Consider the following 26,287-nt stretch of genomic DNA (forward strand, 5'->3'; position numbering starts at 1 on the left):
CGCTAGACTTCGTACAGGTGTTCGAAGACATGGCGGGAGGTGTCCGGTGGGCGAATTGCAGTCCGCGCTCGACGCCCTCGCTGCTGAGGACCTTTTCTCTCTGCCGCCGGGTGCGGTCCTGGCGCGCACGGCGGCGCTGCTGCAACTGGCCAATCGGGTCGCCGCGGAGCTGACCCGCACCGTCCGGCACGCTGACGCCACCGGCGCGGCTGAGCATGACGGCAAGAAGACCGCGCAGTCCTGGCTGCGCGGGCACGGCCATCTCACCCCCGGCGAAGCCGGCCGGATGGTGCGCTCAGGTCGGGCCTTGGAGCATCTGCCGGCCACCGCGGCGGCGTTTGCCGAGGGCACGGTGACCGCGTCTCAGGTGGCGGCGATCGCGCCGATCGCGGACGACGCGGCGCGGGCCGCCGCCGACGCGCAGGGCGTGGACCTGGGCGTCATCGACCAGGCGCTGGTCGTTGTCGCGCACAGTGAGTCCCACGCGCGGTTGCAGCAGGTGGTGCACCACTACCGGGAGGCCCTGGACCCCGACGGGGCCGAGCCCGACCCCACCGAGGGACGGCGGTTCACTGTCACTCGGCACGCTGATGGCAGCGGGACGGGTCGGTTCGACCTGGATGCGGTCGGGATCGAGAAGGTGCTGGCCGGGATCGAGTCGATCGTGCAGGCCTCCCGCCCCAAGGGCGATGACCGGACCCGGGCCCAGCAGCAGGCCGATGCCCTGGTGCAGCTGGTCGACAACCAGTTGGCCGCCGGGAACCTGCCGACGCTGCGGACCCAGAAGCCGCACGTGGTGCTCGGCCTGGACATGGACGACTTCGTCGACCCCGCCACCGGCCCCGGTGCGGCCCGCACCGGGTTCGGGTCGCAGATCTCGGCCGCGCGGGCCCGCTGGCTGGCCTGCGACGGCAGCATCTCCCGCATCGTCATGACCCCCGACGGGGAGCTCCTCGACCTCGGCCGAGACCACCGCGTGGTCACTCCTGGTCTACGGAAGGCGGTGGAGCAGCGGGACCGGCACTGCGTGTTCGCCGGATGCGACGCCCCGACGCACTGGTGCGACGTCCACCACCTCATCCACTGGATCAACGGCGGGGAGACCAGCCTGGACAACTCCGGGCTGCTCTGCGAACGCCACCACACCAAGGTCCACCACGGGTTCCGGATCGAACGAGATCCCGGCGGGCGATGGCACACCTGGCGCCCCGACGGCACCGAGATCCTCATCGGACCACCGCTCCTCATCTGATCGACCCGGCCGGATGGCCACGTAGGGCATACGCTCCGCCGGCTGGTGGTGCGCAACCCAACGTGAGGAGCTCGCTGTGTCCGAGTTGTCGGTGGTCGCGGTGCTCGTCGCCAAGGACGGTCAGGAGGACCTGGTGCGCCAGGCGCTCACCGCCCTGGTCGCCCCCACGCTGGCCGAGGAGGGCTGCCTCGGCTACGAGCTGTTCGAGTCCGCTGCCACGCCCGGCACCTTCGTCACGCAGGAGCGCTGGCGCGCGCAGGGCGACCTCGACGCCCACCTCCAGACCGAGCACGTGCAGGCGGCGCTGGGCGCCGCCGGGGACGCGCTCGCCGCGGCCCCCGCGATCCACCCGCTGATCCCGGTCTCCTGAGGCCGGGTCGCCCGCCGGCTGACCCGCCGGGGTGATCCCGCGGAGCGCGGCACAGCCGGTGGGACGACACTGGTTCGTCGTGCAACCAATGAGTGACTCGTGACCGAGTCCGTCGCCACCCCGGAGGCCGCGGAGGACGCGCAGCCCCCGCACCGGTCGCGGTCGGCGCACGCCGGGCGGGGACTGGTCCTCGCCGCGCTCGGCATCGTGTTCGGCGACATCGGCACCAGCCCGCTCTACGCCCTGCAGACCGTCTTCTCCATCGACGACGGCGCCGTGCAGCCCACGCCGGGTGACGTCTACGGCGTCATCTCGCTGATGTTCTGGTCGATCACGCTGATCGTGTCGATCAAGTACGTCGGCGTCGTGATGCGCGCCGACAACGACGGCGAGGGCGGCGTCATGGCCCTGGCCGCGCTCGCCCGCCGGCTCTACGGCGACCGCGGTCGACCGACGAAGTGGCTGCTGCTCATCGGCGTCGTGGGGGTCTCGCTGTTCTACGGCGACTCGGTCATCACCCCGGCCATCAGCGTGCTGTCGGCGGTCGAGGGGCTCGAGGTCGCGGCGCCGAGCCTGAGCCACGTCGTCCTGCCCATCGCGGCCGTCATCCTCACCCTGCTCTTCGCCGCCCAGCGGTTCGGCACCGGCCGGGTCGGCCGGCTGTTCGGGCCGGTCACCGCGCTGTGGCTCGCCGCCCTGGCGGTGGGCGGGCTGAGCGAGGTGCTCCCGCACCCGGAGGTGCTCAAGGGGCTCTCGCCGACCTACGCCCTGCTCTTCGTCATCGACCACCCGGGGATCGCGTTCGTCGCCTTCGGCGCCGTCGTCCTGGTGATCACCGGGGCCGAGGCGCTCTACGCCGACATGGGGCACTTCGGCCGCCAGCCGATCCTCAAGGCCTGGTTCTTCCTCGTCTTCCCGGCTCTGGTGCTCAACTACCTGGGCCAGGCGGCGCTGATCCTGCACCACCCCGGTGCCGCCACCAACCCGTTCTTCCTGCTGTTCCCGCACTGGGCGCGCATCCCCATGGTCGTGCTCGCCACCGCGGCGACGGTGATCGCCAGCCAGGCCGTCATCTCCGGTGCCTTCTCGCTGTCCCGGCAGGCGATGCAGCTCGGGCTGCTGCCGCCGCTGACGGTGCGGCAGACCTCGGAGGAGGAGAGCGGCCAGATCTACCTGCCCGGCGTCAACGCGATCCTGTTCGTCGGGGTGCTCGTGCTGATGCTCAGCTTCCGGTCCTCCGAGCGGCTCGCCACCGCCTACGGCGTCTCGGTCACCGGCGCGCTGGTCGTCGACACGCTGCTGCTGCTCATCGTCGCCCGGGTGCTGTGGCACTGGCAGCCGTGGAAGCTCGCCCTCGCCGCGGTCGCGTTCGGCGGGGTGGAGCTGGTCTTCCTCGCCGGCAACCTGTCCAAGGTGCTGCACGGCGGGTGGCTGCCGCTGCTCATCGCCGTCCTGGTCTTCACCGTGATGACCACCTGGCGGCGCGGCCGGGAGATCGTCAGCGCGAACCGCCGCACCATGGAGGGGTCGCTCGCCGACTTCGTCGAGGAGGTCCGGCACCACGGCAAGCCCCGGGTTCGCGGCGTCGCGGTGTTCCCGCACCCCAGCAAGGAGACCGTGCCGCTCGCGCTGCGGGCCAACGCCCAGCACAACCACGTGCTGCACGAGACGGTGGTCATCGTGTCGATGGGTGCGGCCAACGTGCCGCACGTGCCGCTGGAGGACAGGCTCGCCGTCGACGACCTCGGCTACGAGGACGACGGCATCCAGCACCTCTCGGTGACGCTGGGGTTCGCCGACCCGCCGGACCTGCCGGCGGCGCTCCGCCAGGCGCACGCCGCCGGGATGATCGAGCCGCCGAACGCCGACCTGGACGACGCCTCCTACTTCCTGTCCCGCGGGTCGATCCGCCGGACGCCGGCACCCGGCATGGCGCCCTGGCGCAAGGCGCTGTTCGTCGGGCTCGCGCACACCGCGGCCAACCCGGCCGCCTACTTCGGCCTGCCGCCGGACTCCACGGTGACGATGGGCAGCGACGTCGAGGTCTGACCGCACCCTCGTGGCACAAACTGCCACGAGGGTGACAGAGTCGGGCAGGCAGCCGCCGCACCGACCCTGGAGGAGAACCCGATGACCACCCCGGTCCCCGAAGCGCCCGTCCCGCACGACCCGATCGCCCGCCGGTTCGAGGGCAAGGTCGCCTTCATCACCGGTGCCGCCCGCGGCCAGGGGCGGGCCGAGGCCGTCCGCCTGGCGGCGGAGGGGGCGGACATCATCGCCGTCGACATCGCCGCCCAGGTGCCGGAGACCCAGTACGCGGGCTCGACGCCGGAGGACCTCGCCGAGACCGTCCGCCTGGTCGAGGCGCTGGACCGCCGGATCGTCGCCTCGCAGACCGACATCCGCGACTACGACGCCCTCAAGACGGCGCTGGACGCCGGGGTGGCCGAGCTGGGCCGGCTGGACGTCGTCATCGCCAACGCCGGGACGACGACCGCTGCCCGGGCCTGGGAGATCGACGCGGCGCACTGGGCCGAGCAGATCGACACCAACCTGAACGGGCCCTTCCACACCGCCAAGGCGGCCATCCCGATCATGATCGAGCAGGGCACCGGCGGCGCGATCGTGTTCACCAGCTCGGTCGCCGGGCTGCGCGGCCTGCCCTACCTGGCCGGCTACGTGGCCGCCAAGCACGGGGTCACCGGGCTGGCCAAGACGCTGGCCAACGAGCTGGCCGAGTACCGGATCCGGGTGAACACCGTGCACCCGCACGGCGTGCAGACCGGCCTGACCGTGCCGGAGCTGTTCCCGATGATCCAGGACGCCAGCCCGACGCTGAGCACGCTCTACATGGGCCAGCTCCCGGACCCGGTCAGCCAGGCCGACGACATCGCCGCCGCCGTGGCCTGGCTCGCCTCGAACGAGGCCCGGCACGTGACCGGCATCCAGCTGCCGGTGGACCTGGGCCGCACCAACCGCTGAGCCGGGTGCGCGGCCGACCCCCGGGTCGGCCGCGCGATCCCCTCGTCAGGCGGCGCGCCGGCCCAGCTGGACCGTGAGCACCACCGCCGTCGTCAGGGCGAGGAGGCCGACCACCAGGACCGCCAGCACGACGCCGCGGGACGCGAGGTCGCCTGCGTCGAGGACCAGGAAGGCCAGCCAGCCGGTCGCGCCGGCGGTGAGGCCCACCCCGGTCTTCTGCGTCCCGTTCACCCGAGCAGCAGGAGCACGGCCACGGCCAGTGCGTTGTAGGTCGCGTGAACCATGATCCCGGGCGTCAGCCGCCCGGTGATCCGGACCAGGTGGCAGTTGACCAGGCCCAGGACGCCGACCGAGCAGGCCAGCGTGATGGCACCGGCGACGGTGTCGACCTCGTAGACGTGGAAGGCGCCGAAGAGCAGCGTCGACAACCCGGCGGCCGGCCAGAAGCCCATCCGGTGCATGAAGCTGCGCAGCAGCAGGCCGCGGAACATCAGCTCCTCGGCGATCGGCGCCAGGACGACGGCCACCACGACCAGCACGACGATCGAGACGATGCTGCCGTCGCCGCCGGTGAGGTTGCTCGCCTCCGCCAGCGCCGTGCCGCCGGTGAGCGCCAGGGCCACCACGCTGACCACCGTGCGGCCGAGGTAGGCGAACCCGACGCCGGTGATCCACGGCAACCAGTCCGACCGGCGCACCCGGTCCAGGCCGAGGGTCCGCGACCAGCCGCCGCCCCGCGCGACCAGCGGCCGGGCGAAGGCGACGAGCACCGCCAGCAGCACCAGCTCGAGGCCGATGGACAGCGCGGCGACGCCGATCGTGCGGCCGGTGCCCCGGTCGGGCAGTGCGCCCGCGAGGAAGCCGGAGCCGACGATCAGCGCCGCCAGGCTGACCAGCGGCCCGAGCCAGCTGCGCACGCCCCAGGACTGCGGCGCCGTCTGCCGGGCGGTGCGGATCTGCTCGTCGAGCACGGTCCGCTCGATCAAGGACCGGCGCTGCTGGGGGACCGGGTCCGCGGCCCTGACGACCTCGGCGCTCACGGTGCCGGAACCGGTCGGGCGGTCAGTTGGTGATCGCCACCGCGTAGAGCACCATGACGACGAGGTCGGCGATGCCGAGGACGATCGCCGCGATGGACATGCCCTTGTGGCCGGCCCCGCGGTTGGCCCGGGAGAGCCCGATGCCACCGAAGATGATCGCGAGCGGTCCGAGGACGATCGGCAGGAAGAGCAGCCCGACGAGGCCGCAGACGAGGCCCGCGATGGCCAGGCCGTTCCCGACGTTGTTGTTCTGGGTGGTGCCCTGGGGCCCGGTGTGGCCGGCGCTGTGCGTCATGACGTCCTCTTCTCGGCTGCCGCGGCGGACTGCCGCGGACGTCATCTACCCACAGTGACGGCCGTCCCAGTCTCGTTTCACCCGATCGTGTGACGGAAGGGCCGCTGGTCAGCAGGTTCGTCACGATCGGCCGCACGGATGAGGTGACGGAGCGTCAAGACGGGCCCCGCGCGCCTGCGGACCCACCCCTTCGAGGGAGACGGCGCCGCTCGCCGTCCAGTGAGGGGGCCGGCGTCCCGACCATCCGGGCATGTACACCTACCGCGCGACGGTCACGTTGCCCTTCTCCCACCGGGAACGAGCCATCGCCGCGCTGCGGCAGGAGGTGGTCCGCCTGTCGACCGCCGAGCGCGGCCTGGAGGAGCCGGACTGGACGACGATGAGCATGACCGGCCCCGAGGAGATGTACGGCCCGCGGGGCGAGGTGCTCTACGAGTACCGGGGCACCGTCAAGGGCCGCAACCACGCCGAGCGGCGCGCCGGCCGGACCTGACCGTCGGCAGCCTCTCCCACCCCGGTTCGCTCACGCACGCGACCCGTCCGTTCACAGCACGTAGCGCGACCCGCGCGCCGGTCACTCTCCGACCGTCGCGCTGTTGACCTGTGACTCTCCGCCGATCAGAGTCTGCCGTTCAGCGCATCGGGGGTCCCCCGTGCGGTGGCAGTCGATGACCTTGGGTCACCGTCGGAGCCTCGGCGGGGTGCGGAGGGCGTGGTGGAGAGCACCGCCGAGCAGCGGTCTGCCGCTGCTGCGCGCTGCCCGTCCCACCCCGGCCGCACGACCCGGCGGACGACGTCCTGGGTCCGCCGCCTCCTCCTGCTCGGCGCGCTCCTGGCCGGTCTGTGGCTCGCCGGGGTCGGCACCGCACAGGCCGACGAGGCGACCACCGGCACCGGCTCGGCGGCGGTCGAGACCCCGGGTGCACAGGTCCCGGAGGCCCCACCCGCGCCGTCGCCCGCACCGGACGAGGAGGACGCCCCGCCGGCCGTGGCGGACGACCCGGCACCCACCCCGCCCGACGCCGACGAGCCGGAGCTCCCGGTCACTGACCCGGTCGAGACGCCGGCCCCGGACGCCGGGTCGGAGGACACCACCGATCCCGGTCCCGGCGAGACCACCGACCCGCCCGCCGACCCGGCCCCGGGCAGCACGCCTGCGCCGACCGTGCCGGTGCCGACCGTGCCGGTGCCGACCGTGCCGCTGCCCACGGTGCCCGTGCTCACCGTGCCGGCTCCGGTGAGCCCGGCGCCGGTCGACCCGACGGGCGGCAGCGGCCAGCCCGTGACCGCGCCGGGAACCAGCGTCGGGAGCCCTTCCTCGCCGCCGCCCGCCACGACCGGCTCAGCTCCGGTCCCCGGGACCGCCATCCCGGTCGTGCCCACCGTTCCGGTCGTCGGCGCCCCCACCACGGCGACCCCGACGGTCCCCCTCCCGGCCGTGACGTCCCCGACCCCGCCCGTCGTCGTCCCGTCGGCCGCCGACCCTGTCCCGAGCTGCGCGAGCGCCGCGGTCACCACCACGACGACCACCGCCGCCACCGCGGGGACGGCGACCACCACCACCGCCGCCGGCACCCCGGTCAGCTGCCCAGCAGCGGCGACCACCGCGGCCGCCGAGCCGGCCGCCGAGCCAGCCGCCGCGACGAACACCGAGGTCCCGTCCACCACCGCGTGCACTGCACCGGCCGGGCCGCCGGCGAGCGACGAGCCGAGCAGCTGCCCCGCGCCTGCTCCCGCTCCGACCGCCGCCGCCCCCTGCAGCGCCCCGCCCGCCGCGGCGCCCGCCGAGCACGGGGTCCCGGGCGTGCTCGTCGGCGAGCCGGTCACCCAGCTGCGGCAGGCGCCGGCCGAGCAGCACGCCGTCCGGACGCACGAGACCCGGGGCCAGGGCACCGGGCACCATCCCGCCGGAGCGGGCGCTCCCGCGCCGCAGGGTGACCTCGCCCCACCGGTCGACGCCCCGAAGCCCATCCCGGCGCCGCTGCCGCAGGCGCCCCCGCCGCCGCCACCGGCGCTGCCGACGCCCACCACCGGGTCGACCTCCTGCGGGAGCGTCCGCGCGTCCGACGGTGGAGCCGACAAGAGCACCGGCATCGACCTGCCCGTGGTGGTGCTGACCGCGAGCGACAGCGACGAGCTCGGCGGTCAGCTGCGCCCGGCCACCGGCCGCAGCCTCGCCGTCGTCGGCACCGCCGAGGACCCGGCGGTCGCGCCGGACTGACCCGGCCCCTGGGCCCGGTGCGTCCGCACCCGCCCGGCCGAGATCCGTCGTCCCGAGAACAGCGTGTCCGCCGCTGCTCCTGCGCGGCCCGACAGCGCCCGCCTGCCCGTCCCCGACCGGCTCGGCGCGCGCCGCACCCCACCTCTCGTCTCCTCCACTCCCACCGCTCCCGCGCGACCGGCGACTGACCGGTCCGCGCTCCGGGCGAAGGAAGGCCAGCCATGTCCCGGTCCCCAGTCGATCTGACCAACGCCGAAGAAGCCCGGTACGCCGACGTGCCGAGCACCGTGGACGACCCGTCGCGCACCGCCCCGCCGACCGACCGGCCGGTGCCGCCGCCGGCGACCGGCACGACGGTGACGCTCGAGCAGGACCTCACCGGGCGGCAGCCGCGGGTGAGCGTGATCATCCCGACCTACAACGAGGCGAAGAACCTGCCGCACGTCTTCGCCCGGCTGCCGCTGGACGTGCACGAGGTGATCGTCGTGGACGGTCGGAGCGTCGACGACACCGTCTCGGTCGCCCGCTCGCTGCGGTCCGACGTCCAGGTCGTGCTGCAGAACCGGATGGGCAAGGGCAACGCGATGGCCTGCGGATTCGCCGCCGCCACCGGTGACGTGGTCGTCATGCTGGACGCCGACGGCTCCGCCGACCCGGGGGAGATCACCCGGTTCGTCGACGCGCTGGTCGCCGGCGCCGACTTCGCCAAGGGCACCCGGTTCGCCGAGGGCGGTGGGTCCAGCGACATCACCCCGCTCCGGCGGTGGGGCAACCGCTGGCTGAACCGGCTGGCCAACGCCCTGTTCGGGACCGGGTACACCGATCTCTGCTACGGCTACAACGCCTTCTGGCGGGACTGCCTCGACCACCTCGCGCTCGACCCCCGGTTCGAGGTCGGCGGCGGCAAGCAGTGGGGTGACGGCTTCGAGATCGAGACGATCATCAACACCCGGATGGCGCTGGCCGGCGCGCGGATCACCGAGGTGCCCAGCTTCGAGCACCCGCGGATCCACGGCACCAGCAACCTGAACACCTGGCGGGACGGCGCCCGGGTGCTGCGCGCGCTGCTCATCGAGCGGGCGGACCGGGAGCGGCTGGTCCCGCGGGGAGTCCTCGGTCGGCGGCCGGTGGCACCGGGGCGGGTGCCGGCGGCGTCCGGGCAGGGGAGCGGTGCTGGCCGGCGCCGCTCGGCCTGACGGGCCGCGGGACGGCGGCTCGCGGACGTCGCCGCGCCGACACCGGGCGGTCATCCGCGGCCGTTACGCTCCCGGCACCTCGCGACGCCACCAGGACGGGAGCCCTCCATGGACGCCGGTGCGGACACCCTGCAGAAGGCGCTGCAGATCAACCTCGACCCCCGCTGGTACGGGACGATCGCGGAGATCGGGGCCGGCCAGGAGGTCGCCCGGTGGTTCTTCCGGGCGGGCGGCGCGGCCGGTACGGTCGCCAAGTCGATGTCCGCCTACGACATGGCGGTCAGCGACGCGGTGTACGGCAAGTCCGACCGCTACGTCTCCAAGGGCCGGCTGCAGGCGATGCTCGACCACGAGTTCGAGCTGAACCTGGACCGGCTCAGCGAGGCGCGCGGGGACGAGACGGCGTTCTTCGCCTTCGCCGACACCGTGGTGGCGCGCAGCTACCGGGGCGGGAACGAGTGCCACGGCTGGATGGGCGTGAAGTTCCAGGCCTCGCCCCGGGACGAGGCCAGCCAGGTGATCGTGCACGTCCGGATGCTCGACGACGAGGCAGCGCTGCAGCAGGAGGCGCTGGGCGTGGTGGGGGTCAACCTGCTGCACGCCGCGTTCTTCCAGCACCACGAGCCCGAGCGGCTGGTGGAGAGCCTCCTCGACCGGCTCACCACCGGGCGGATCGAGATCGACATGATCGAGCTGCGCGGCATCGAGTTCCGCGCGGTGGACAACCGGCTGATCGCGCTGAAGCTGGTCCAGCTGGGGCTCAGCGGCGCGGCCATGTTCGGTCCCGACCGGCAGGTGCTGCAGCCCAGCGAGGTGCTGCGGAAGCGGGCGATCCTGGTCGAGCGCGGCAGCTTCCGCCCGCCCACGGTGGTCAACATCGACATGCTCGAGGCGGCCGGGGAGAAGTTCGCCGAGGACCCGGAGGTCGCCGGGCGGGACGTCCTGGTGCTGACCGAGCTGACCATGGCCAACCTGCGCGCCGGCGGCGACGCCGTCGACCGGCGGGACTTCCTCGCTCGCGCCGACCTGCTGGCTGCGTGCGGGATGACCGTGCTGATCTCGGACTTCGCCGCCTACCACCGGCTGGCCGCCTACCTGAGCTGGCGCACCGACGGGCGGATCGGCATGGTCATGGGCGTCCCCAGCCTCATCGACCTGTTCGACGAGCCGTCCTACGCCCCGCTGCCCGGCGGCATCCTGGAGGGCTTCGGCCGGCTGCTGAAGAACGACCTGCGGCTGTACGTCTACCCGATGCTCCGGGACGGCGAGGTGGTCACCGTCGACACCGTCCGCGTCGCCGAGGAGCTGCAGCCGCTCTACGACTACCTGGCCCGGCGCGGCAGCTTCGTGGGCCTGGACAACTACAAGCCGGACTACCTGCCGATCCTCAGCCGGGACGTGCTCAAGCGGATCCCCACCGAGGACGAGTCCTGGGAGTCGATGGTCCCGCCGGCGGTGAGCGGCCTGATCCGCAAGCGCGGCTTCTTCGGGTACCAGCGCGAACGCTGACCCGGCGGCTCAGCCGCCGGCGAAGAGCCGGACGGCGGCCTCGTTGAAGGCCGGGATGTCGCCGGGGTCGCGGCTGGTGACCAGGTTCCCGTCGACGCACACCTCCTGGTCGACCACGGTGGCGCCGCCACGGCGCAGGTCGCCGCGGATGCTCGGGTAGGAGGTCAGGGTGCGGCCGGACAGCGTGCCGGCCTCCAGCAGGGTCCACGGGGCGTGGCAGATCGCGGCGACCGGCTTGCCGGCGTCCATGAACGCCTTCACGAAGGCCAGCGCGTCGTCGTCCTGCCGCAGGGTGTCGGGGTTGACCGCGCCACCGGGGAGCAGCAGCCCGTCGTAGTCGTCGGGGGAGACGTCGCTGACCAGCGCGTCGACCGGGAACGTCGTCGACGGGTGGATGTCACCCTCGACCGCCTGGACCGCGCCGTCCTCGACGCCGTCGGGGACCGACAGCAGGTGCGTCGTCGCGCCCGCGGCCTCGACGGCCTTGCGCGGCTCCTCCAGCTCGACCTGCTCGACGCCCTTGGCGGCGAGCACCGCGATCCGCTTGCCGGTGAGTTCAGCCATGGGCCGGTCCTGCCCGGGGACGGCGCGGCGTCAAACGCACGGACGGCGGGGTGGCGGACGCCGGCTCAACGGTCCAGCCACTCCCGGACGGCGGCCCGCAGGAAGGCGTGGTCGTCGGCGTTCGCGTCGGGGTGCGGCGCGCCGGCCCGGTGCCCCCAGATGCTCGGGATCGGCCGCAGCTCGGCGTCGGCCAGGTGCGGGAGCTCCGCGGCGTTGTCGGCGACCCGGAAGTACAGGTCGGTCTCGCCCGGCAGCAGCAGCACCCGGGCCCGGATGGCCTCCAGCGCCCGGGGGAGGTCGCCGTCGTGCTCGGCCGCGCTGATGTCGGCGTGCACCCAGGTCTGCGCCTGGGCGTACAGGTCGGCTGCCGGGAGCGGGAAGCCGGTCTCCCAGTCGCGGACCAGGTACGTCTCCAGGTCCGGTGCACCGAGCACGGTGCGGTAGAGCCCGGCCCGGTAGAAGTCCTGGCTGAGCCCCCACCCGGCGTAGACGTGCCCGAACGCGCGCAGCGCCGCCGTCGGCTCGGCGGAGAACCGGCCCCCGCCGAGGTGCTCGGGCGCGGCCTCCAGGATGCGCAGCAGACCGGAGAGGAAGACCTTGTTGTGGTCGGCGGTGCGCGCGCTGCCGCACACCACGATCGCCCGCTGCACCAGGTCGGGGTGCAGCGCGGCCCAGTGGTAGGCCTGGATGCCGCCCATCGAGAAGCCGTACACCGCAGCCACCGTGCTCACGCCGAAGTGCTCGGTGACCAGCCGGTGCTGGGCGCGCACGTTGTCCGCGGCGGTGACCACCGCGGGCCAGTCCGGCTGGGCCGAGGCGCTGCTGGACCGGCCGTTGGAGAACATGTCCGGGACGACGACGAACCAGCGCCCGGGGTCCAGCACGCCGTCCGGGCCGATCAGCCAGGCGAGGTCGTCGGCGGTCGCGCCGTAGCTGCACGGGTAGACGACCAGGTTGTCCCGGGCCTCGTTGAGCGTGCCGTGGGCCTGCCAGGACAGCCGGGCGTCGGTGATCGTGCCGCCGCGTTCCACCGCCAGGTCGCCGAGCTCGAACACACCGCGGTCCACCGGCCAGGTCATGCCCGGGACGCTAGGCGTCCTCGTCGTCCCGGGCGCGCTCGACCTCCGCCGCCCAGACCGGGTGCTCGCGGCGGGCCCAGTCGCGGTGCACCGTGCCGGTGCGCAGGCTGCGCAGCGCGACCGGATCGCGCAGCGCGAACGAGGTGTGCCCGAGCACCAGCAGGCCGACGGCCAGCGCCGTCCAGTCGTGCACCAGCGTCGCGCCGGTGCGCCAGGACAGCGGGGCGAGGTCGGTGGACAGCATCACGACGCCGGTGAGCAGCAGGACGCCGATCGCGCCGGTGCTCAGCGACCCGTTCAGCTTCTGCCCGGCGTTGAACTTGCCGACCGGGATCCGCCCGTCCCGGCGGGTGCGGGAGCGCAGCCACCGCCAGTCGGCGGGGGTGAACCGGTTGAGCCGGCGCAGCTCCGCCCGGTAGCCGGCCGAGGCCAGGCCGAGGAGCAGCGGCACCGGGAGCGCGAAGCCGCACCAGACGTGCACCAGCTCGACCACCCGGCGGTGCCCGACGAGGACCTGCAGCGAGCTGTTGTAGAGCACGGCCGCGGTGAGCAGGCAGACCAGCATCAGGACGCCGACCCCGCCGTGCACCCACCGCGCCGGCCGGCCGAAGCGGGGCAGCTCCGGCTCGACCGCCCGGGTCTCAGCCGGTCGGGTCATCGTCGCGTCCGTTGGAGGAGCCGACCCAGCCGTCGACGGAGTAGCCCCGTTCCTCCCAGTAGCCGGGGACGACCTCCTCGGTGAGCTCGATGCCGGACAGCCACTTGAGGCTCTTGTAGCCGTACATCGGTGCGACGTAGAGCCGCACCGGGCCACCGTGGTCGTGGGTCACCGGGGCGTCCAGCATCCGCAGCGCGACCAGCACGTCCGGCCGGCGGGCCTGCTCGAGGCTCAGGCTCTCGGTGTACGTGCCGTCGAAGGAGGTCAACCGCACGGCGGTCGCCGTCGGGTCGGGTGCGGCGAGGTCGAGCAGGTGCCCGAGCCGCACCCCTGCCCACGGCACGTCCGGCACCCGCCAGCCGGTGACGCACTGGAAGTCGCGGACCAGCTGGGTCTGCGGCATCGCCTGCAGGTCGGCGAGCGTGTGCCGGCCCGGTGTGCCCACCAGCCCGGACACGGAGAGCCGGTACTCCCCGGCGTCCTGCTCGTCGACGGCGCCGGTCACCGAGTAGTACCGGAAGGTGTTGCCCAGGGGGAGCAGGCTGCTCAGGCCCGTCGGGTCGCGGGTCTGGATGGGTGCCAGCGCCGCGCTCAGCGCGTCCTGCAGCCGGGCGCCGCCCACGATGCCGAGCGCACCGAGCCCCAGCAGGCCGAGCACCACCCGCCGGCCGACCGGGGCGCCGCCCTCGTCGACAGCGGGGTGCTCGGGGGCCATGCCGCCACGGTAGGCCGCTGCCCTGCGGACACGGGGCGCGCGGCATCCCATGGCGCACCACGGGGGCCGGGCCTACGGTCGGGCGGGTACGCGGTGGCAGGCGAGCGACCAGCGCCGGCCGGCGTCGTCCGCAAGCGTCGTGGCCACGGGGAGCGCTGATGCGCGAGTGCGCAGAGCAGAACGCAGTGCCGGCATGAGCGTGGGCCCCGGGCGTCGCCGCCGACGCGCACTGGTCGCCGGACTGACCGCGGGTCCGGTCGCCGCGCTGCTGGCGCTCCTGCCGACCGCGGCCGCCGGCCCGGCGAACGCTGGGGCCCCCGCCTCCCCGCCGCCGGGGCCGCTGGTCGAGGTCGCCTGGCCGGAGGTCCCGCCCCCACCCCGGACGCCCCCTCCTGCGGCGCGCAAGGAGGCCGCCGTCCCGCCGCCGCCGGGGACCGCACCGGCGCCTGTCTGCCCCGGCTCCCTCGCTGGCGGCTGCCCCCGCGGTGCTGCCCGACCTGCCCCGGTCGACGGCGGCGGCGTCGGCCCTGGCGGCCAGAAGCATCCCGACCACCGCGCTGGAGGCCTACACGCGCGCCGCCGACGGCGTCGCCTGCGGGCTGGACTGGACGTTGCTGGCCGCGATCGGCCGGGTCGAGTCCAACCACGGCCGGTTCGCCGGCGCCGTCCTGCACACCGACGGGCTCTCGACCCCGCCGGTGGTGGGCATCGCGCTCACCGGCGCGGGGACGGCGCTGGTCCTGGACACCGACGACGGCCGGTTCGACCGCGACGCGGTGCACGACCGCGCCGTCGGCCCGATGCAGTTCATCCCGGGGACCTGGGCGCGCTACGGCAGCGACGGCGACGGCGACGGCCGCAAGGACCCGTTCGACCTGCACGACGCCGCGGCCGCGGCGGCGCGGTACCTCTGCGCCGCCGGCGGTGACCTGTCCGGCGTCGCCGGCCAGGCCCGCGCGGTGTTCGCCTACAACCACTCCGGCGAGTACGTCGCCTCGGTGCTCCGGCTCGCCGCGACCTACGCCGGGACGCCGCCGCCGCGGGTCCCGACGCCGGAGCCCACGGGCCCGCCGACCGTCCCGCCGGTGGACCCGGCCGTGCCCCCGGCGCTGGAGCCGGCGCCGGTGCCGGTCGAGGTGCCGCCCGCCCCGCCGGTGGTCGTGATGGCGGAGGCGCCGGTCGCGCCGTCGCCCGAGCCCGCTGCGGCACCGGACCCTGCCGCCGGAGCCGTGCCGAGCAGCGAGCCGACGCCCGGCCCTGAGGTCGCCGCGACCCCGACGTCCGAGGCGGCACCCGGCACCGAGCCGAGCGCGGAGCCGACGACGGAGCCGACGACGGAGCCGACGCCGACGACCGAGCCGGCACCCAGCACGGAGCCGAGCGCGGAGCCGACGACGGAGCCGACGACGGAGCCGACGCCGACGACCGAGCCGACCTCCTCGACCGAACCTGCGCCGTCCGCCGACGCGACGTCTCCGACGGCGTCCGCCGAGCCGACGGCGTCCGCCGAGCCGACGTCCTCGACCGAGCCGACGGCGTCCGCCGAGCCGACGTCCTCGGCCGAGCCGACGCCGTCCGCCGCCCCGACGTCGGCGGCGCCGAGCACGGAGCCGGGTACTCCGCCGACGTCCAGCGCGGAGGAGCCCCCAGCAGCGACGCCGACACCGGCCCCGGAGCCGGCTCCCACACCAAGCGCCGAGCCGGCTCCGACCCCGACGGCCACGCCCGAGGCGTGCCCGGCCGTCGGCTCTCCGGACGTCGTGGACGTCGTCAACGGCACGGGTGACCCGGCCGTCGCCAACCAGGTCGCGGCGCACCTGACCGCGGCCGGGCTCACGGTGGGCACCGTCACCGCGGGTGACCCGGCGGCCTCGGGCGTCGAGCACCCGGCGGGCTGGGCGGTGCCCGCGGAGTGGCTCGGTGCAGCACCGCTGTTCCGGCAGGGCGACGTCGCGCACGTCACCGTCGTCCTGGCGGCGGCCGACGCGGCCACGATCGTGGCCGCGGTCGAGTCGCTGCCGGCCTGCGGCTAGCTGCCCGGCGCGACCAGCAGGACCCGGTCGTGGTCGGCGGCCAGCTGGGTCCAGCCCGCGGCGCGGGCCTGCGCGACGACCGGGCGGTCCGGCGCGAGCAGCAGGCACCCGACGTCGTGCTGCGCCAGGTAGGTGAAGGTGCCGGGGGCGCCGTCGATGAGCCCCTGCACCCGGACGAGGACGTCCGCCCCGTAGGCGTCGTTGCGGCCGTCCTGGGCCACCAGCACCCCGTCGTCGCCGCGGAGGTAGGTGATCCAGCCCCCGTCGTCGTACTCGTTGAGCACCCGGCAGCCGGCGGGGACGGCCTCGACGGTGGCGCGTGAGGCGATGGCACCGGAGGGCTCACCCGCGTCGGGCAGGTGGACGACCGCCAGCGCCAGGTAGATCGCAGCCAGCGCCGCGGCGACCCCGCGGGCGAGGAACCGCACCGTGCCGAGCCGGGGGTGCGCGGACCAGTCGGTGCCGGCGGCCCACACGGCGGCGGCGGGCAGGGCGAGCACGAGGGCCATGGCCGAGAAGCGGGCAGCGCCCACGCCGAGGACCAGGAGCACGGCCACGCCGCCGGACCACACCGCCAGGGCCGTGCTCTGCGGCGCGCGCCGCCAGGCCAGCAGCGTCAGCGCCAGACCCAGCGCGGCGACCCCCCAGGTCAGCTGGCAGAGCGCGGTGGCGCGCCACAGCGGTGCCCACTCGGCGACGAACTCGGTCGAGGCGTCACGGGTGGCCAGCGCCGAGGTGAGCACCGACCCGCCGAGCGGGGAGCAGGCGCAGCCGAGCGCCGTGGCGCCCACGGCGAGGACCGACGGCGGCAGCAGCCGGCGCCACTCCTGCCGGCGGACGACGAGGAGGACGACGAGACCGGCCGTCGCCGCAATCACCCCGCTCAGCGCGGCGAGGTGCAGGTTGACCCAGAGGGCGGAGAGGCCGAACAGGCCGAGGGCGCCGACGACGAGCCGACGGCCACGCCGGTCCACCAGCCGCACGGTCAGCGTCAGCGTGACCAGCAGCAGGCCGTAGCTCACCACCTGCGGTCGGGCGCTCAGCCACGGCGCGAGCACGAGCGAGCCGAGCAGGCCGACCACCAGCGTCGCGCCCGCGCCGGCGCGCAGGGTGCTCCCGGCGACGGCCACGCCCCAGCCGGTGACGAGCACCCCGAGGAACGCGGCGACGGCCAGCCCGGCCCGGCCCGCAGACGCGTCGGCCAGGTGCAGCAGCACGTCGTAGAGCCACGAGTTCGGGTGCCACAGCTGCCCGGGGATGGTCCAGGAGAAGGCGTCCGGCAGCGAGACGGACCGGGCGGCGACCACCTGCGCGCCCGTGGGCACGGCCCAGAACGTGTCCCCCTCCCGGAAGAGCCCGCTGCGCACCAGCCCGACGAGGAGGAACGGCAGCACGGCGGCGCCGACCCGGAGCCGGCCGGAGCGACGGGGGAGAGCGCCCGGCCGGGCCGGGCCGCGGGCGTCGGGGACGAGCAGGTTCGTGCTCACGGGACCTCGCTGCGGTGGACGGGTGTCGTCCCCCAGTTCGGCCCGGCCGAGCCGGAGTTGAGCCGGGACGGCGATCCGGCCCTCACCCCGGCGGGTGAGATCGAGCAGGTGCAGGTCGCTCCGGCTTCGGACCCGGCTCAACTGACCGGTGCGTCCGGCCGATCACCCAGACGCGGGGTCAGCGACACCGGGCGGCGTCCTGCCTACCGGCCTGTCCCCGCGCCCGACCGCCTGCGAGGTGCCGGCGGGTCCCGAGGAGGAGTTCCCTGGTGGTCACGATCGCGCTGCGCCGTCCGGCCCGGACGTGGTGGCCGGCCCTGCTGGTCGCCGCCCTGGTCGCCCTGGCCGGCGGGGTCGTGGTCGCCGACGCTCCCTCCGCCGGCGCCGCGCAGACCCCGGCGTCGTGCGCCAACTCCATCGGCCTGGTCAACGGCGGCTTCGAGGAGCCGACGGTCCCGGTCAACGACTTCCGGTTCCTGGCGCAGTCCGCGGTGCCCGGCTGGAGCACGACGGCATCGGACGGCGTCATCGAGATCTGGCACAACAACTTCTCCGGCGTGAGCGCGGCGGTGGGTGCGCAGTTCGCCGAGCTGAACGCGAACCTGCCGTCCGCGCTGTACCAGGACCTGCCCACCATCCCCGGCACGGTGATGCGCTGGAGCCTGGCGCACCGCGGCCGCATCGGCACGGACACGATGGCCGTCAGCATCGGCCCGGCGGGTGGCGCGCTCGTGGAGCAGGCGCGGATGAGCGACGGCACCAGCGCCTGGGGCCGGTACTCCGGCTTCTACACCGTCCCGGACGGCCAGACCTCGACCCGCTTTTCCTTCGGGGCGATCAGCACCCAGGGAAACAACCTCAGCATCGGCAACTTCCTCGACGACATCTCCTTCGGGACCAATGCCTGCGTGGTCGGCAACCAGACCCTCACCTCACCGACCGGTGAGCCGTACGCCCAGGTCGGCGACCTGATCACCGTCACCGTCAAGGCCAACAGCGGCGGCGGCAGCCCGGCCATGGGGACGACGGTCACCAGCTCCATCCCGCCCGGCACCTCGTTCGTGCCGGGCTCGATCCGGCTGAACAACGGCGTGGGCACCACCGCCCCCACCGACGGCAGCGGGGACGACGTCGGCGAGTACGACCCGTCGACGCGCCAGGTCGTCGTCCGGGCCGGCAACGGCGCGACGTCCACCGCCGGCGGGAACCTGGCCAACGAGGAGGTGGGCACCGTGACCTACCAGGTGCGGGTCGACTCCTTGTCCGCTCCCCGCACGTCGACCTCAGAGTCCACCGTCCGGTTCACCGACCCGCTGACGAACACGGTCAAGACGTCGACCACCAACACGGCGAACATCGTCCTGAGCCCGATCGCCGACCTGGCCGTGACCCTCGCGCGGACCGGCGGTGACGCGGTCGTCGCCGGGTTGACGGTGACGTACACGGCCACGCTGACGAACAAGGGCGGCCCGAGCACCGTCGCCGGCGAGGACTACGCCTACGGGACCAAGCTGACCAGCCAGCTGCCGGCTGCCCTGACCAACGTGTCCGGGACGACGTCCGACGGCACCGCGTGCACCGTGACGGCGGGCGTGCTGACCTGCGCCGTCGGCACGTTGGCCAGGAACGCCTCGCGCACGGTGACGCTGACCGCGACCGTCGCGTCGGACACCCCGCCGGGCGCGGGAGCGCTGGTCCTGACCGTGACGGGCAGCACCGGGAGCCGTGACCTGGACCAGGGCAACAACACGGCGTCGGTCACCTCGAACGTGACGGCCTCGGCCGACGTCGTGGTGTCGCTCACCGCCGCCCCGTCGCCCGCGGTGGCCGGGACGGACACCACCTACACGGCCGTGCTGACCAACCGCGGGCCCTCGATGGCCCGTGACCTCGAGCTGAACGACCCGATGCCGGCCGGCACCTCCGCCCCCCGTGCGTCGGTGCCCGGTGGTACGTGCTCGGTCCCCACCGGCAGCACCGGGTCCGTGCGGTGCTCCCTCCCCACCCTCGCGGCGGGGGCCAGCACGCCCGTGACCCTCGTGTTCCGGTCCGACCCCAGCCGTACCGAGGCCCTGGTCAACAAGCTGACCGTGAGCGCGACGACCCCGGACCCGGACCGCTCGAACAACACCGCCAGCCTGACGACCCCCGTCACGAGCCTGGCCGACGTCCGGACGGTGCTCAGCCTCCCGACCGGCAACATCCCGCTCGGCAGCTCGTTCCCGTTCACGGTGCGGATCAGCAACGGGGGCCCGTCCACGGCGGTCAACATCCAGCTCTCGCTCAGGGACGGCCTCCCGAACGGCGTCGCGCCGACGAGCCTGCCCGCCGGCTGCACCCTGTCGGGGTGCACGATCGCCTCGCTGGCGCCCGGCGGTTACGTGGACCTGAAGGGCACGGCTGCGGTGGCCAAGACCACCGAACCCGGCCGGAAGAACGTGACTGTGACGGCCACCGCCGACACCCAGGACCCTGACTACACCAACAACACCGGCAGAGCGGTGCTCATCGTGGGCGCACCGGCGCTCCAGGTGACGGTGCTTGGGGCGATGACCGACACCCGCCGCACCCGCGGCGTCGACGTGGGCGACAAGGTCGTCTGGACCTACGTGATCGCCAACGCCGGCGACGTCGACGTCACCAACCCGACCGTGGTGCTGCCGGGCACCACCACGGCGGTCGGGACGACCTGCTCGCCGGGCACCCTGCCGAAGGGGCGGACGGCGGCCTGCCGCGTCGTCGTGCCGCAGACGGTGACGGCCGCCGACGTGAGCGCCCTGGCCGTGACCACCACGGTGCAGGTGACCGCCGGCTGGGTCGGCGGCACCGAGGTGCGCTCGCCGTCGGCCACCGGGTCGCTGGCCACGGTGCTCCCGGCGTTCGGCGGGCCGTCGGCCGCCCTGCAGGGCGCCTACCTGTCGGCCACCACGGGCGTCGCCCTGCAGGAGGCGGCCACCCTCACCGACGCAGCACCGGGGAGCCCCGCCCAGTCGGCGGTGGCCATCGCCGTCCTCATCGCCGCCGTGGCCGGGACCGCGCTGGCCCTCCGGCCGCGGCACCGCCGGGACTGATCGACCGGCGTCACCTCCCGAACGCCCCGTCCGGAGCCACCGCTCCGGACGGGGCGTTCGCGTGTGCGTCGACCGCCACCGCCGGGAGCGCTGCACCTGCGGCCCGTTCGCCTCGACCTGCGCAGTGACGACCGGGTGGGGGAGACCGCCTGTCCTGCGCCGCAGGGCGGTCGGCACGTGCGCGCTGCACCGGCCCCGACCGCCCTGGTCGCCCAGCCCGTCGGAGCGGCTCACCACGGTGAGCCGCCGGTGCCCGCGGGTGCCGGCGCTGCTCATCCGGCCGACGTCGCAGCTCCGGCCACGGGAAGGGTGCCGGCGCGTGCGGCTGTGCCCACCACCGGCTGCAGCCGGGGACCGGTGACGCCCGACCCACCGGCTCCGACCCGGCCGCGGCACACCGCATCGAACGGTCCAGGGTTCGGCGCCGAAACCGCACCAGGGTTCGGCGCCGAAACCGGCAACAGGTCTGGGCGCCGGGGCCGGGGAGGTGGGGTGACCGGCTCGGCGGCGGCGCGACGCACGAGGCCCCGTCCACCCGGGCGGGTGGACGGGGCCTCGTGTCGAGCGTCAGGCGCGGGGGCTCAGCCCAGGGACGCCGACAGGCCCATGACGGCCGGGCCGACGACGATGATCAGCAGGGCCGGCAGGATGCAGACCATCAGCGGGAAGGTGACCTTGACCGGCACCTTCATCGCCGCCTCCTCCGCCCGCTGGCGGCGCTTGACGCGCATCTCCTCGGCCTGGACCTTCAGCACGTCGGAGATCGAGACCCCGTAGGCGTCGGCCTGGTTGACCGCACCGACGAAGCGCTGGACGTCGGGCACGTGCGCCCGCCGGACGAGGGCCTCGTAGGCCTCACGCCGGGGCCGGCCGACGGCGATGTCCTGCACGGTGCGGGTCAGCTCGGCGGCCAGCGCGCCCTTGCCGTTCGCCGCGGCCCGGGACAGCGCGGCCTCGAAGCCCAGCCCGGCGGCCACGCAGATGACCATCTGGTCCAGGACGTCGGGCAGCTGCCGGGCGATCTGCTCCTGCCGGTCCTTGCCCATCCTGGACAGCACGAGCTCGGGCAGGTGGTAGGCGCCGATCGGGAGGGCGACCAGGAGCAGCGCCCGGACCGGGCCGGGGGAGGCGGAGAACCACAGGCCGGCGACGAGGAGGACACCCAGACCGAGGGCGATCTTGCTCCACAGCAGGCGCATCATCGTCCAGCCGGGGGGCCAGCCGGCGACGTCCAGCAGCCGGCGCATCCGGCGGGCCGCCGTCTCGGGCGTCAGTGTGCGCAGCAGCGCCCCGGAGCCGGTGCCGCGCGACTCGAGCGACCCGACCTCGGGCAGCGCGGTGGTCGCGAGGCCCCGGGTGAGGTTGCGCCGCGCGATCGCGAGCGAGCGGTTCGACCGGCCCAGCACGCCCCACAGGGCCCAGCCGAGCGGCAGCACGACCGCCAGCACGGCCGGTACGAGGAGCGGGCTCATCAGAACTCCACCTTCACGGTCTGCCGGATCCAGACGGCGCCGACGACCATCAGGACGCCGGCGATGACGACGGCGGTGATGCCGCCGGAGGAGCTGAAGAGCCGGCCGACGTACTGCGGCGAGACGAGCAGCAGCACGCCGGAGATGACGAAGGGCAGCGCCAGCAGCACGATGCCGGAGATGCGGCCCTCCGCGGACAGCGCCCGGGCCTGCCGGCGCAGCTGGCCGCGCTCCCGGATCGTGCTGCTGACCCGGTCGAGGACCTCGGCGAGGTTGCCGCCCACCTCGCGGTGGATGGCGATGGCCTGCACGACCCAGGCGAAGTCGTCGCTCTGGGTGCGGTCGACGATCTCCTCCAGGGCGGCGCCGAGGTCACGCCCGACGCGCGTCTCGTTGACCGCGCGGGAGAACTCCTCCGAGATCGGGGCCACGGTGTCGTGGCTGACGGTGTCCAGGGCCCGCAGCACGCTGTGCCCGGCCCGCAGGCTGCCCGCCATGAGCTGCAGGGCGTCGTCCAGCTGCTCGAGGAACGCCGCCTGGCGGCGCCGGGTGGCCCGGCTGATCATCAGCCGGGCACCGACCGGGGCGAGCGCCGCACCGAGGAGGGCGAGCAGCGGGCCACCGGCCAGCAGGCCCAGCGCCGCGAGACCCAGCGCCGCGCCGCCGGTGATGACGACGATCTCCGACGGCCGGCTGCGGATGCCGGCGCGCTCGAGCACGACCTCGAAGCGCTCGGTGCGCCCGGTGTGCCGCAGCAGCCGGTCGACCTGCGCGGTGGTCCCCACGGCCGCCGAGGACAACCCGCTGGTGGACACGGCCTGCTGCCCGGGGGCCAGCCGGGACAGCGGCACGGTGGCGCGCCGCGGCCCGGCCAGCAGGAAGACGGCGACGGCCAGCGCCAGCACGACGAGCGCCCCGCCGGCGCCCACGACGCCGGGCATCAGATCCGCCCCGGCGAGGTGGTGCGGTGGACGGGGGCGCCGAAGACCCGCGGCGACACGGCGATGCCCAGCTCCTCGAAGCGCTGGGTGAAGCGCGGCCGCACGCCGGTGGGCACGGCCTTGCCGATGATCCGGCCGTTGAGGTCGGTCCCGCCGGTGTAGTCGAAGAGGAAGGCGTCCTGCAGCGTGACGGTGTCGCCCTCCATGCCCTGCACCTCGGTCACGTGGGTGATCCGGCGGGTGCCGTCCCGCAGCCGGGAGATCTGCACGATCACGTCGACGGCCGAGGTGACCTGCTCGCGCACCGCGCGCAGCGGCAGGTCCATGCCGGCCATGAGCACCAGCGTCTCCAGCCGCGCGATCGCGTCGCGCGGGGTGTTGGCGTGCACGGTGGACAGCGAGCCGTCGTGGCCGGTGTTCATCGCCTGCAGCATGTCCAGGCTCTCGCCGCCGCGGACCTCACCGACCACGATGCGGTCGGGTCGCATCCGCAGCGAGTTGCGCACCAGCTCGCGGATGCCGATCGCGCCCTTGCCCTCGATGTTGGCCGGGCGGGACTCCAGCCGGACGACGTGCTCCTGCTGCAGCTGCAGCTCGACGGCGTCCTCGATGGTGATGATCCGCTCGGTCTCCGGGATGAACGAGCTCAGCACGTTGAGCAGCGTGGTCTTCCCGGTGCCGGTGCCGCCGGCGACGATGATGTTCAGCCGCGCCTCGACGCAGGCCCGCAGCAGCTCGGCCATCTCCGGGCTGAGCGTGCCGAAGGAGATCAGGTCGGCGACCTGCAGCGGGGTGCGGGAGAACTTGCGGATGGTCAGCGAGGAGCCGCTGAAGGCCAGCGGCGGGATGATGGCGTTGACGCGGGAGCCGTCGGCGAGCCGCGCGTCGACCAGCGGCGAGGACTCGTCGATGCGCCGGCCCACCCGCGAGACGATCCGCTCGATGACCCGGCGCAGGTGCGCCTCGTCGGCGAACGTGGTCGCGGTCAGGGTGATCCGGCCGCGCCGCTCGACGTAGACCCGGTCCGGGCCGTTGACCATGATCTCGGTGACCTCGGTGTCCTCCAGCAGCGGCTGGAGCGGTCCGTAGCCGAGCACCTCGTCGGTGATCTCGCTCATCAGCCGTCGGCGGTCCTCGCCCGACAGGGCGGTCTGCTCGTTGGCCAGCACCCGCTGCAGCTCGGTGCGCACCAGCGAGTGCAGGTGCTCCTCGGGCAGGTCGGGGTCGTTGAGCTTGTTCCCGAGCCGGTCGAACAGCGCCCGGCTGGCGCGGTTCTTCAGCCGGGCCAGGGCGTCGCCCTGCCCACCCGCCGCGGGGGCCTCGTGCCCGGGCTCGACGGTGGTGGCGACCCGGTCGGCGAGGCTCTTGGCCGGGGACGCCGCCGCGGCGGCCGTGCGGGCCACGTGCACCGGCTCGGGGCCGAGCAGGTTCTCCCCCCGCGCGGTCGCGATGCGGTCGGTCAGGGTCACCGGGCACCGGCCTTGAGCCGGCCGAACAGGCCGGTGCGCGCCGGCGCGGCCTGGGGCAGGAAGCGGCCCAGCAGCGTCTGCAGGCCCTTGGCCACCGGGTCGCGGCCACCGGCCTGCAGCAGCGGGACGCCGGTGTTCGTCGACATCGGCACCGCGGAGCTGCGCGGCAGCACGATGTCCAGCGGGGAGCCGATGGTGGTCTCGATGTCCTTCATCGACAGCGCGGCGTCGGTCTCCCACATGTTGAGCAGCAGGTGCCGTCGGGCCGGCAGGAGGTCGAGCTCGGTGAGCACGTCGATCTCCTTGCGCAGCCCGCGCACCCCCGGCACGTCGGCGCCGCTGAGCAGGACCAGGTCGGTGGCCTTCTCCAGCACGGTCAGCGTGTGGTCGGACAGGCCCGGCGCGGTGTCCAGCACGACGTACTGGAACTCCTGGCTGAGGGTCTGCACCAGCTGGGCGACCTGCTCGGAGGTCACCGCGTCGCCGGCGGCGGGGGAGTCGCTGCCGGCCACGACGTACAGGCCGCTCGGGTGCCGGGTCAGGAAGGTCTTGAGCACCAGCGGGTCGTTGCTGGCCGCGCCGTGCACGGTGTCGGGCAGCGTGTACTCCGGCACCAGGGCCAGCGCGCTCGCCACGTCGCCGAACTGCAGGTCCAGGTCGACGATGACCGTCGACCCGGTGCCGGACCGGGCCAGCCCGACCGCCAGGTTGGTGGAGACGGTGGTCTTGCCGACCCCGCCCTTGGCCGAGGCCACCACGATGACGCGGTGGTCGGAGCTCACCTCGGCCGCGGTGGCCTGCGCCCGGGCGCGGGCCAGGTCCTCGCAGCGGCGCAGCACGGCCGCCACGTCGTCCGGGCCGGCGTCGGGGCCGAGCACGTCGCGGACCCCGGACCGCATGGCCGCGACCCACAGGTCGGGGTCGGACGGGGCGACGACGACGACGCTGGTGCCGTAGCCGGAGACGTCGAGCTGGGTGGCCAGGTGCAGCGCGCGCTGCACCGGGACGTCGGCGCCGAGCACGAGCACCTGCGGGTGCCCGGCCTCTGCGAGGCGGGCGGCCAGGCCCCCCTCGGCGTCGAGGGCCTCGACACCGAGGTGGGCGGCGGTCGTGCTGGCAGCGGCGAACAGCTGGGCGAGCTCGGCACCGAGGCCGATGGTCAGGACGTTGCTCATGACTGGGCTCCTGCGGACGGGGTGGCGGCGGTGGAGGAGGAGGTCGTTCCGGGGCGGGCCATCTCCTGCAGGGAGAGCCAGATGGTGCCCTGCTGCATCCCGGCGATGACGGCGGCGCTCTGCGGGCCGTCGAGGGCGAGGGTGACGGTGACCTGCGCGCTCGGGTCGGCGGACCCGGCCGAGCCGGACGAGCGGGTGACCAGCACGCCGTCGATGCTCTGCGACGCGGCGTTGCCCGCGGCGTCCTTGCCGAGCACCAGGACGCCGACCCGGTCGCCGGCCTTCAGCGCACCGTCGACCGCCTGCTGCGGCTGCAGGGTCAGGCTGACCTCCTGCGTCCCGGCGGGCGCGGCGACCGTGCCGGCCGCCAGCAGCGAGTCGGGGTCGGCGAACCGGTCGGCGAGCAGCTGCTCACCGGGCAGCAGGTCCGCGGTGGTGACGAAGCCGGCGACGGAGTTCAGGTCGGACAGGCTGCCCGGTGCGGCCAGCCGGGCCGGCACCTCCTGCGTGCTGACCGAGCCGGCGACGGCGGAGGCGTCGGTGCCGGCCGGCACGGTGCTGCCGACCACCAGGACCGGGACCAGCCGTTCGCCGGCCTGGGCCCGCGCGTCGGCGGACTGCGCGTAGGTCACCAGGACCACGGCGCCGACGACGGCGACGAGGAACGCCGCGACGGCGGCGAGGAGGCGGCGCTGCATCATGATCATCCTTGGGGGTGCGGGGAGGGGGAGCGGAGCACGGGCGGGAAGAGGTCCACG

Annotated in this window: 23 protein-coding genes; 10 read left to right on the forward strand and 13 right to left on the reverse strand. The window is 74.5% G+C overall.

All coding sequences use genetic code 11. The annotated features are described in order from the left end of the window. Positions 1–46: 46 nt before the first annotated feature. The 4 genes from MODMU_RS06280 (at position 47) to MODMU_RS06295 (ending at position 4,604) form a co-directional block, all read left to right on the forward strand. Positions 47–1,252, forward strand: a complete 1,206-nt coding sequence (locus MODMU_RS06280; protein ID WP_014739360.1) for an HNH endonuclease signature motif containing protein — start codon at positions 47–49, stop codon at positions 1,250–1,252. A 76-nt stretch (positions 1,253–1,328) separates the two neighbouring features. Next, the gene (locus tag MODMU_RS06285) at positions 1,329–1,622 is read left to right on the forward strand and encodes a putative quinol monooxygenase (protein WP_014739361.1); all 294 of its coding nucleotides are present in this window, start codon (positions 1,329–1,331) and stop codon (positions 1,620–1,622) included. Between the two features lie 99 nt (positions 1,623–1,721). Further along, the gene (locus MODMU_RS06290) at positions 1,722–3,671 is read left to right on the forward strand and encodes a potassium transporter Kup (RefSeq protein ID WP_014739362.1); all 1,950 of its coding nucleotides are present in this window, start codon (positions 1,722–1,724) and stop codon (positions 3,669–3,671) included. Positions 3,672–3,752: 81 nt separating this feature from the next. Further along, positions 3,753–4,604 (forward strand): mycofactocin-coupled SDR family oxidoreductase, encoded by an 852-nt coding sequence (locus MODMU_RS06295; RefSeq protein ID WP_014739363.1) that lies wholly within the window; start codon positions 3,753–3,755, stop codon positions 4,602–4,604. Positions 4,605–4,649: 45 nt separating this feature from the next. On the opposite strand, the gene MODMU_RS06300 is transcribed toward MODMU_RS06295, so the two are convergent. Genes MODMU_RS06300 through MODMU_RS06310 form a run of 3 tightly spaced genes read right to left on the reverse strand, consistent with a single transcriptional unit; the run spans position 4,650 to position 5,984 of the window. After that, a complete protein-coding gene (locus MODMU_RS06300) occupies positions 4,650–4,835 on the reverse strand; it encodes a hypothetical protein (RefSeq protein WP_014739364.1) in 186 nt (61 codons plus the stop codon). Continuing rightward, entirely contained in the window at positions 4,832–5,644 is an 813-nt protein-coding gene (locus MODMU_RS06305; RefSeq protein ID WP_014739365.1) for a CPBP family intramembrane glutamic endopeptidase, read from the reverse strand. The genes MODMU_RS06300 and MODMU_RS06305 overlap by 4 nt, the downstream gene beginning before the upstream one ends. Before the next feature lie 22 nt (positions 5,645–5,666). Beyond that, positions 5,667–5,984 (reverse strand): DUF4190 domain-containing protein, encoded by a 318-nt coding sequence (locus tag MODMU_RS06310; RefSeq protein ID WP_197537391.1) that lies wholly within the window; start codon positions 5,982–5,984, stop codon positions 5,667–5,669. 205 nt (positions 5,985–6,189) lie between these two features. On the opposite strand from MODMU_RS06310, the gene MODMU_RS06315 reads away from it, so the two are divergent. The 4 genes from MODMU_RS06315 (at position 6,190) to MODMU_RS06330 (ending at position 10,865) form a co-directional block, all read left to right on the forward strand. Further along, entirely contained in the window at positions 6,190–6,432 is a 243-nt protein-coding gene (locus tag MODMU_RS06315; protein WP_014739367.1) for a hypothetical protein, read from the forward strand. A 219-nt stretch (positions 6,433–6,651) separates the two neighbouring features. Then, positions 6,652–8,160 (forward strand): hypothetical protein, encoded by a 1,509-nt coding sequence (locus tag MODMU_RS06320; RefSeq protein WP_166503415.1) that lies wholly within the window; start codon positions 6,652–6,654, stop codon positions 8,158–8,160. Positions 8,161–8,381: 221 nt separating this feature from the next. Beyond that, complete coding sequence (locus MODMU_RS06325) at positions 8,382–9,356, forward strand: glycosyltransferase family 2 protein (RefSeq protein WP_014739370.1); 975 nt, start codon at positions 8,382–8,384, stop codon at positions 9,354–9,356. Between the two features lie 108 nt (positions 9,357–9,464). Further along, positions 9,465–10,865: a hypothetical protein gene (locus MODMU_RS06330; RefSeq protein WP_014739371.1), complete on the forward strand. Its 1,401-nt coding sequence runs from the start codon at positions 9,465–9,467 to the stop codon at positions 10,863–10,865. 9 nt (positions 10,866–10,874) lie between these two features. Here MODMU_RS06330 and MODMU_RS06335 read toward each other — a convergent pair whose 3' ends face one another. The 4 genes from MODMU_RS06335 to MODMU_RS06350 form a co-directional block, all read right to left on the reverse strand. Then, entirely contained in the window at positions 10,875–11,429 is a 555-nt protein-coding gene (locus MODMU_RS06335; RefSeq protein WP_014739372.1) for a type 1 glutamine amidotransferase domain-containing protein, read from the reverse strand. Positions 11,430–11,494: 65 nt separating this feature from the next. Continuing rightward, positions 11,495–12,508: an alpha/beta fold hydrolase gene (locus tag MODMU_RS06340; protein WP_014739373.1), complete on the reverse strand. Its 1,014-nt coding sequence runs from the start codon at positions 12,506–12,508 to the stop codon at positions 11,495–11,497. A gap of 10 nt (positions 12,509–12,518) precedes the next feature. After that, positions 12,519–13,166: a cytochrome b/b6 domain-containing protein gene (locus MODMU_RS06345; RefSeq protein WP_014739374.1), complete on the reverse strand. Its 648-nt coding sequence runs from the start codon at positions 13,164–13,166 to the stop codon at positions 12,519–12,521. Next, positions 13,150–13,881, reverse strand: a complete 732-nt coding sequence (locus tag MODMU_RS06350) for a molybdopterin-dependent oxidoreductase (RefSeq protein WP_014739375.1) — start codon at positions 13,879–13,881, stop codon at positions 13,150–13,152. The genes MODMU_RS06345 and MODMU_RS06350 overlap by 17 nt, the downstream gene beginning before the upstream one ends. Before the next feature lie 485 nt (positions 13,882–14,366). Here MODMU_RS06350 and MODMU_RS29975 point away from each other — a divergent pair, with 485 nt between their 5' ends. Then, positions 14,367–15,914: a lytic murein transglycosylase gene (locus tag MODMU_RS29975; RefSeq protein ID WP_014739376.1), complete on the forward strand. Its 1,548-nt coding sequence runs from the start codon at positions 14,367–14,369 to the stop codon at positions 15,912–15,914. Here the strand turns inward: MODMU_RS29975 and MODMU_RS06370 are convergent. Beyond that, a complete protein-coding gene (locus tag MODMU_RS06370; protein ID WP_014739377.1) occupies positions 15,911–17,401 on the reverse strand; it encodes a hypothetical protein in 1,491 nt (496 codons plus the stop codon). The two genes, MODMU_RS29975 and MODMU_RS06370, sit on opposite strands and share 4 nt — an antisense overlap. Before the next feature lie 269 nt (positions 17,402–17,670). Between MODMU_RS06370 and MODMU_RS26790 the strand changes: the two genes are divergently transcribed. Next, a complete protein-coding gene (locus MODMU_RS26790) occupies positions 17,671–20,472 on the forward strand; it encodes a DUF11 domain-containing protein (RefSeq protein ID WP_014739378.1) in 2,802 nt (933 codons plus the stop codon). A gap of 581 nt (positions 20,473–21,053) precedes the next feature. Here MODMU_RS26790 and MODMU_RS06380 read toward each other — a convergent pair. Genes MODMU_RS06380 through cpaB form a run of 5 tightly spaced genes read right to left on the reverse strand, consistent with a single transcriptional unit; the run spans position 21,054 to position 26,230 of the window. Then, the gene (locus MODMU_RS06380; protein WP_014739379.1) at positions 21,054–21,944 is read right to left on the reverse strand and encodes a type II secretion system F family protein; all 891 of its coding nucleotides are present in this window, start codon (positions 21,942–21,944) and stop codon (positions 21,054–21,056) included. Further along, a complete protein-coding gene (locus MODMU_RS06385; RefSeq protein ID WP_014739380.1) occupies positions 21,944–22,885 on the reverse strand; it encodes a type II secretion system F family protein in 942 nt (313 codons plus the stop codon). Before MODMU_RS06385 ends, MODMU_RS06380 begins: the two co-directional genes overlap by 1 nt. After that, positions 22,885–24,354, reverse strand: a complete 1,470-nt coding sequence (locus MODMU_RS06390; RefSeq protein ID WP_014739381.1) for a TadA family conjugal transfer-associated ATPase — start codon at positions 24,352–24,354, stop codon at positions 22,885–22,887. Before MODMU_RS06390 ends, MODMU_RS06385 begins: the two co-directional genes overlap by 1 nt. Beyond that, on the reverse strand, positions 24,351–25,529 hold the full coding sequence (locus MODMU_RS06395; RefSeq protein WP_014739382.1) for a CpaE/TadZ family protein: 1,179 nt from the start codon (positions 25,527–25,529) through the stop codon (positions 24,351–24,353). Before MODMU_RS06395 ends, MODMU_RS06390 begins: the two co-directional genes overlap by 4 nt. Then, complete coding sequence (gene cpaB, locus MODMU_RS06400; RefSeq protein WP_051143935.1) at positions 25,526–26,230, reverse strand: Flp pilus assembly protein CpaB; 705 nt, start codon at positions 26,228–26,230, stop codon at positions 25,526–25,528. The genes MODMU_RS06395 and cpaB overlap by 4 nt, the downstream gene beginning before the upstream one ends. Between the last annotated feature and the right edge of the window lie 57 nt (positions 26,231–26,287).

The sequence above is a fragment of the Modestobacter italicus genome, from assembly GCF_000306785.1.
Lineage (GTDB): Bacteria > Actinomycetota > Actinomycetes > Mycobacteriales > Geodermatophilaceae > Modestobacter > Modestobacter italicus.

Excerpts from the sequence above, each read along its gene's own strand:
- MODMU_RS06295 (WP_014739363.1), top strand. The coding sequence starts at position 3,753 with ATGACCACCCCGGTCCCCGAAGCGCCCGTCCCGCACGACCCGATCGCC.
- MODMU_RS06310 (WP_197537391.1), bottom strand. The coding sequence starts at position 5,984 with ATGACGTCCGCGGCAGTCCGCCGCGGCAGCCGAGAAGAGGACGTCATG.
- MODMU_RS06315 (WP_014739367.1), top strand. The coding sequence starts at position 6,190 with ATGTACACCTACCGCGCGACGGTCACGTTGCCCTTCTCCCACCGGGAA.
- MODMU_RS06325 (WP_014739370.1), top strand. The coding sequence starts at position 8,382 with ATGTCCCGGTCCCCAGTCGATCTGACCAACGCCGAAGAAGCCCGGTAC.
- MODMU_RS06330 (WP_014739371.1), top strand. The coding sequence starts at position 9,465 with ATGGACGCCGGTGCGGACACCCTGCAGAAGGCGCTGCAGATCAACCTC.
- MODMU_RS06335 (WP_014739372.1), bottom strand. The coding sequence starts at position 11,429 with ATGGCTGAACTCACCGGCAAGCGGATCGCGGTGCTCGCCGCCAAGGGC.
- MODMU_RS06340 (WP_014739373.1), bottom strand. The coding sequence starts at position 12,508 with ATGACCTGGCCGGTGGACCGCGGTGTGTTCGAGCTCGGCGACCTGGCG.
- MODMU_RS06345 (WP_014739374.1), bottom strand. The coding sequence starts at position 13,166 with ATGACCCGACCGGCTGAGACCCGGGCGGTCGAGCCGGAGCTGCCCCGC.
- MODMU_RS06350 (WP_014739375.1), bottom strand. The coding sequence starts at position 13,881 with ATGGCCCCCGAGCACCCCGCTGTCGACGAGGGCGGCGCCCCGGTCGGC.
- MODMU_RS06380 (WP_014739379.1), bottom strand. The coding sequence starts at position 21,944 with ATGAGCCCGCTCCTCGTACCGGCCGTGCTGGCGGTCGTGCTGCCGCTC.
- MODMU_RS06385 (WP_014739380.1), bottom strand. The coding sequence starts at position 22,885 with ATGCCCGGCGTCGTGGGCGCCGGCGGGGCGCTCGTCGTGCTGGCGCTG.
- MODMU_RS06395 (WP_014739382.1), bottom strand. The coding sequence starts at position 25,529 with ATGAGCAACGTCCTGACCATCGGCCTCGGTGCCGAGCTCGCCCAGCTG.
- cpaB (WP_051143935.1), bottom strand. The coding sequence starts at position 26,230 with ATGATGCAGCGCCGCCTCCTCGCCGCCGTCGCGGCGTTCCTCGTCGCC.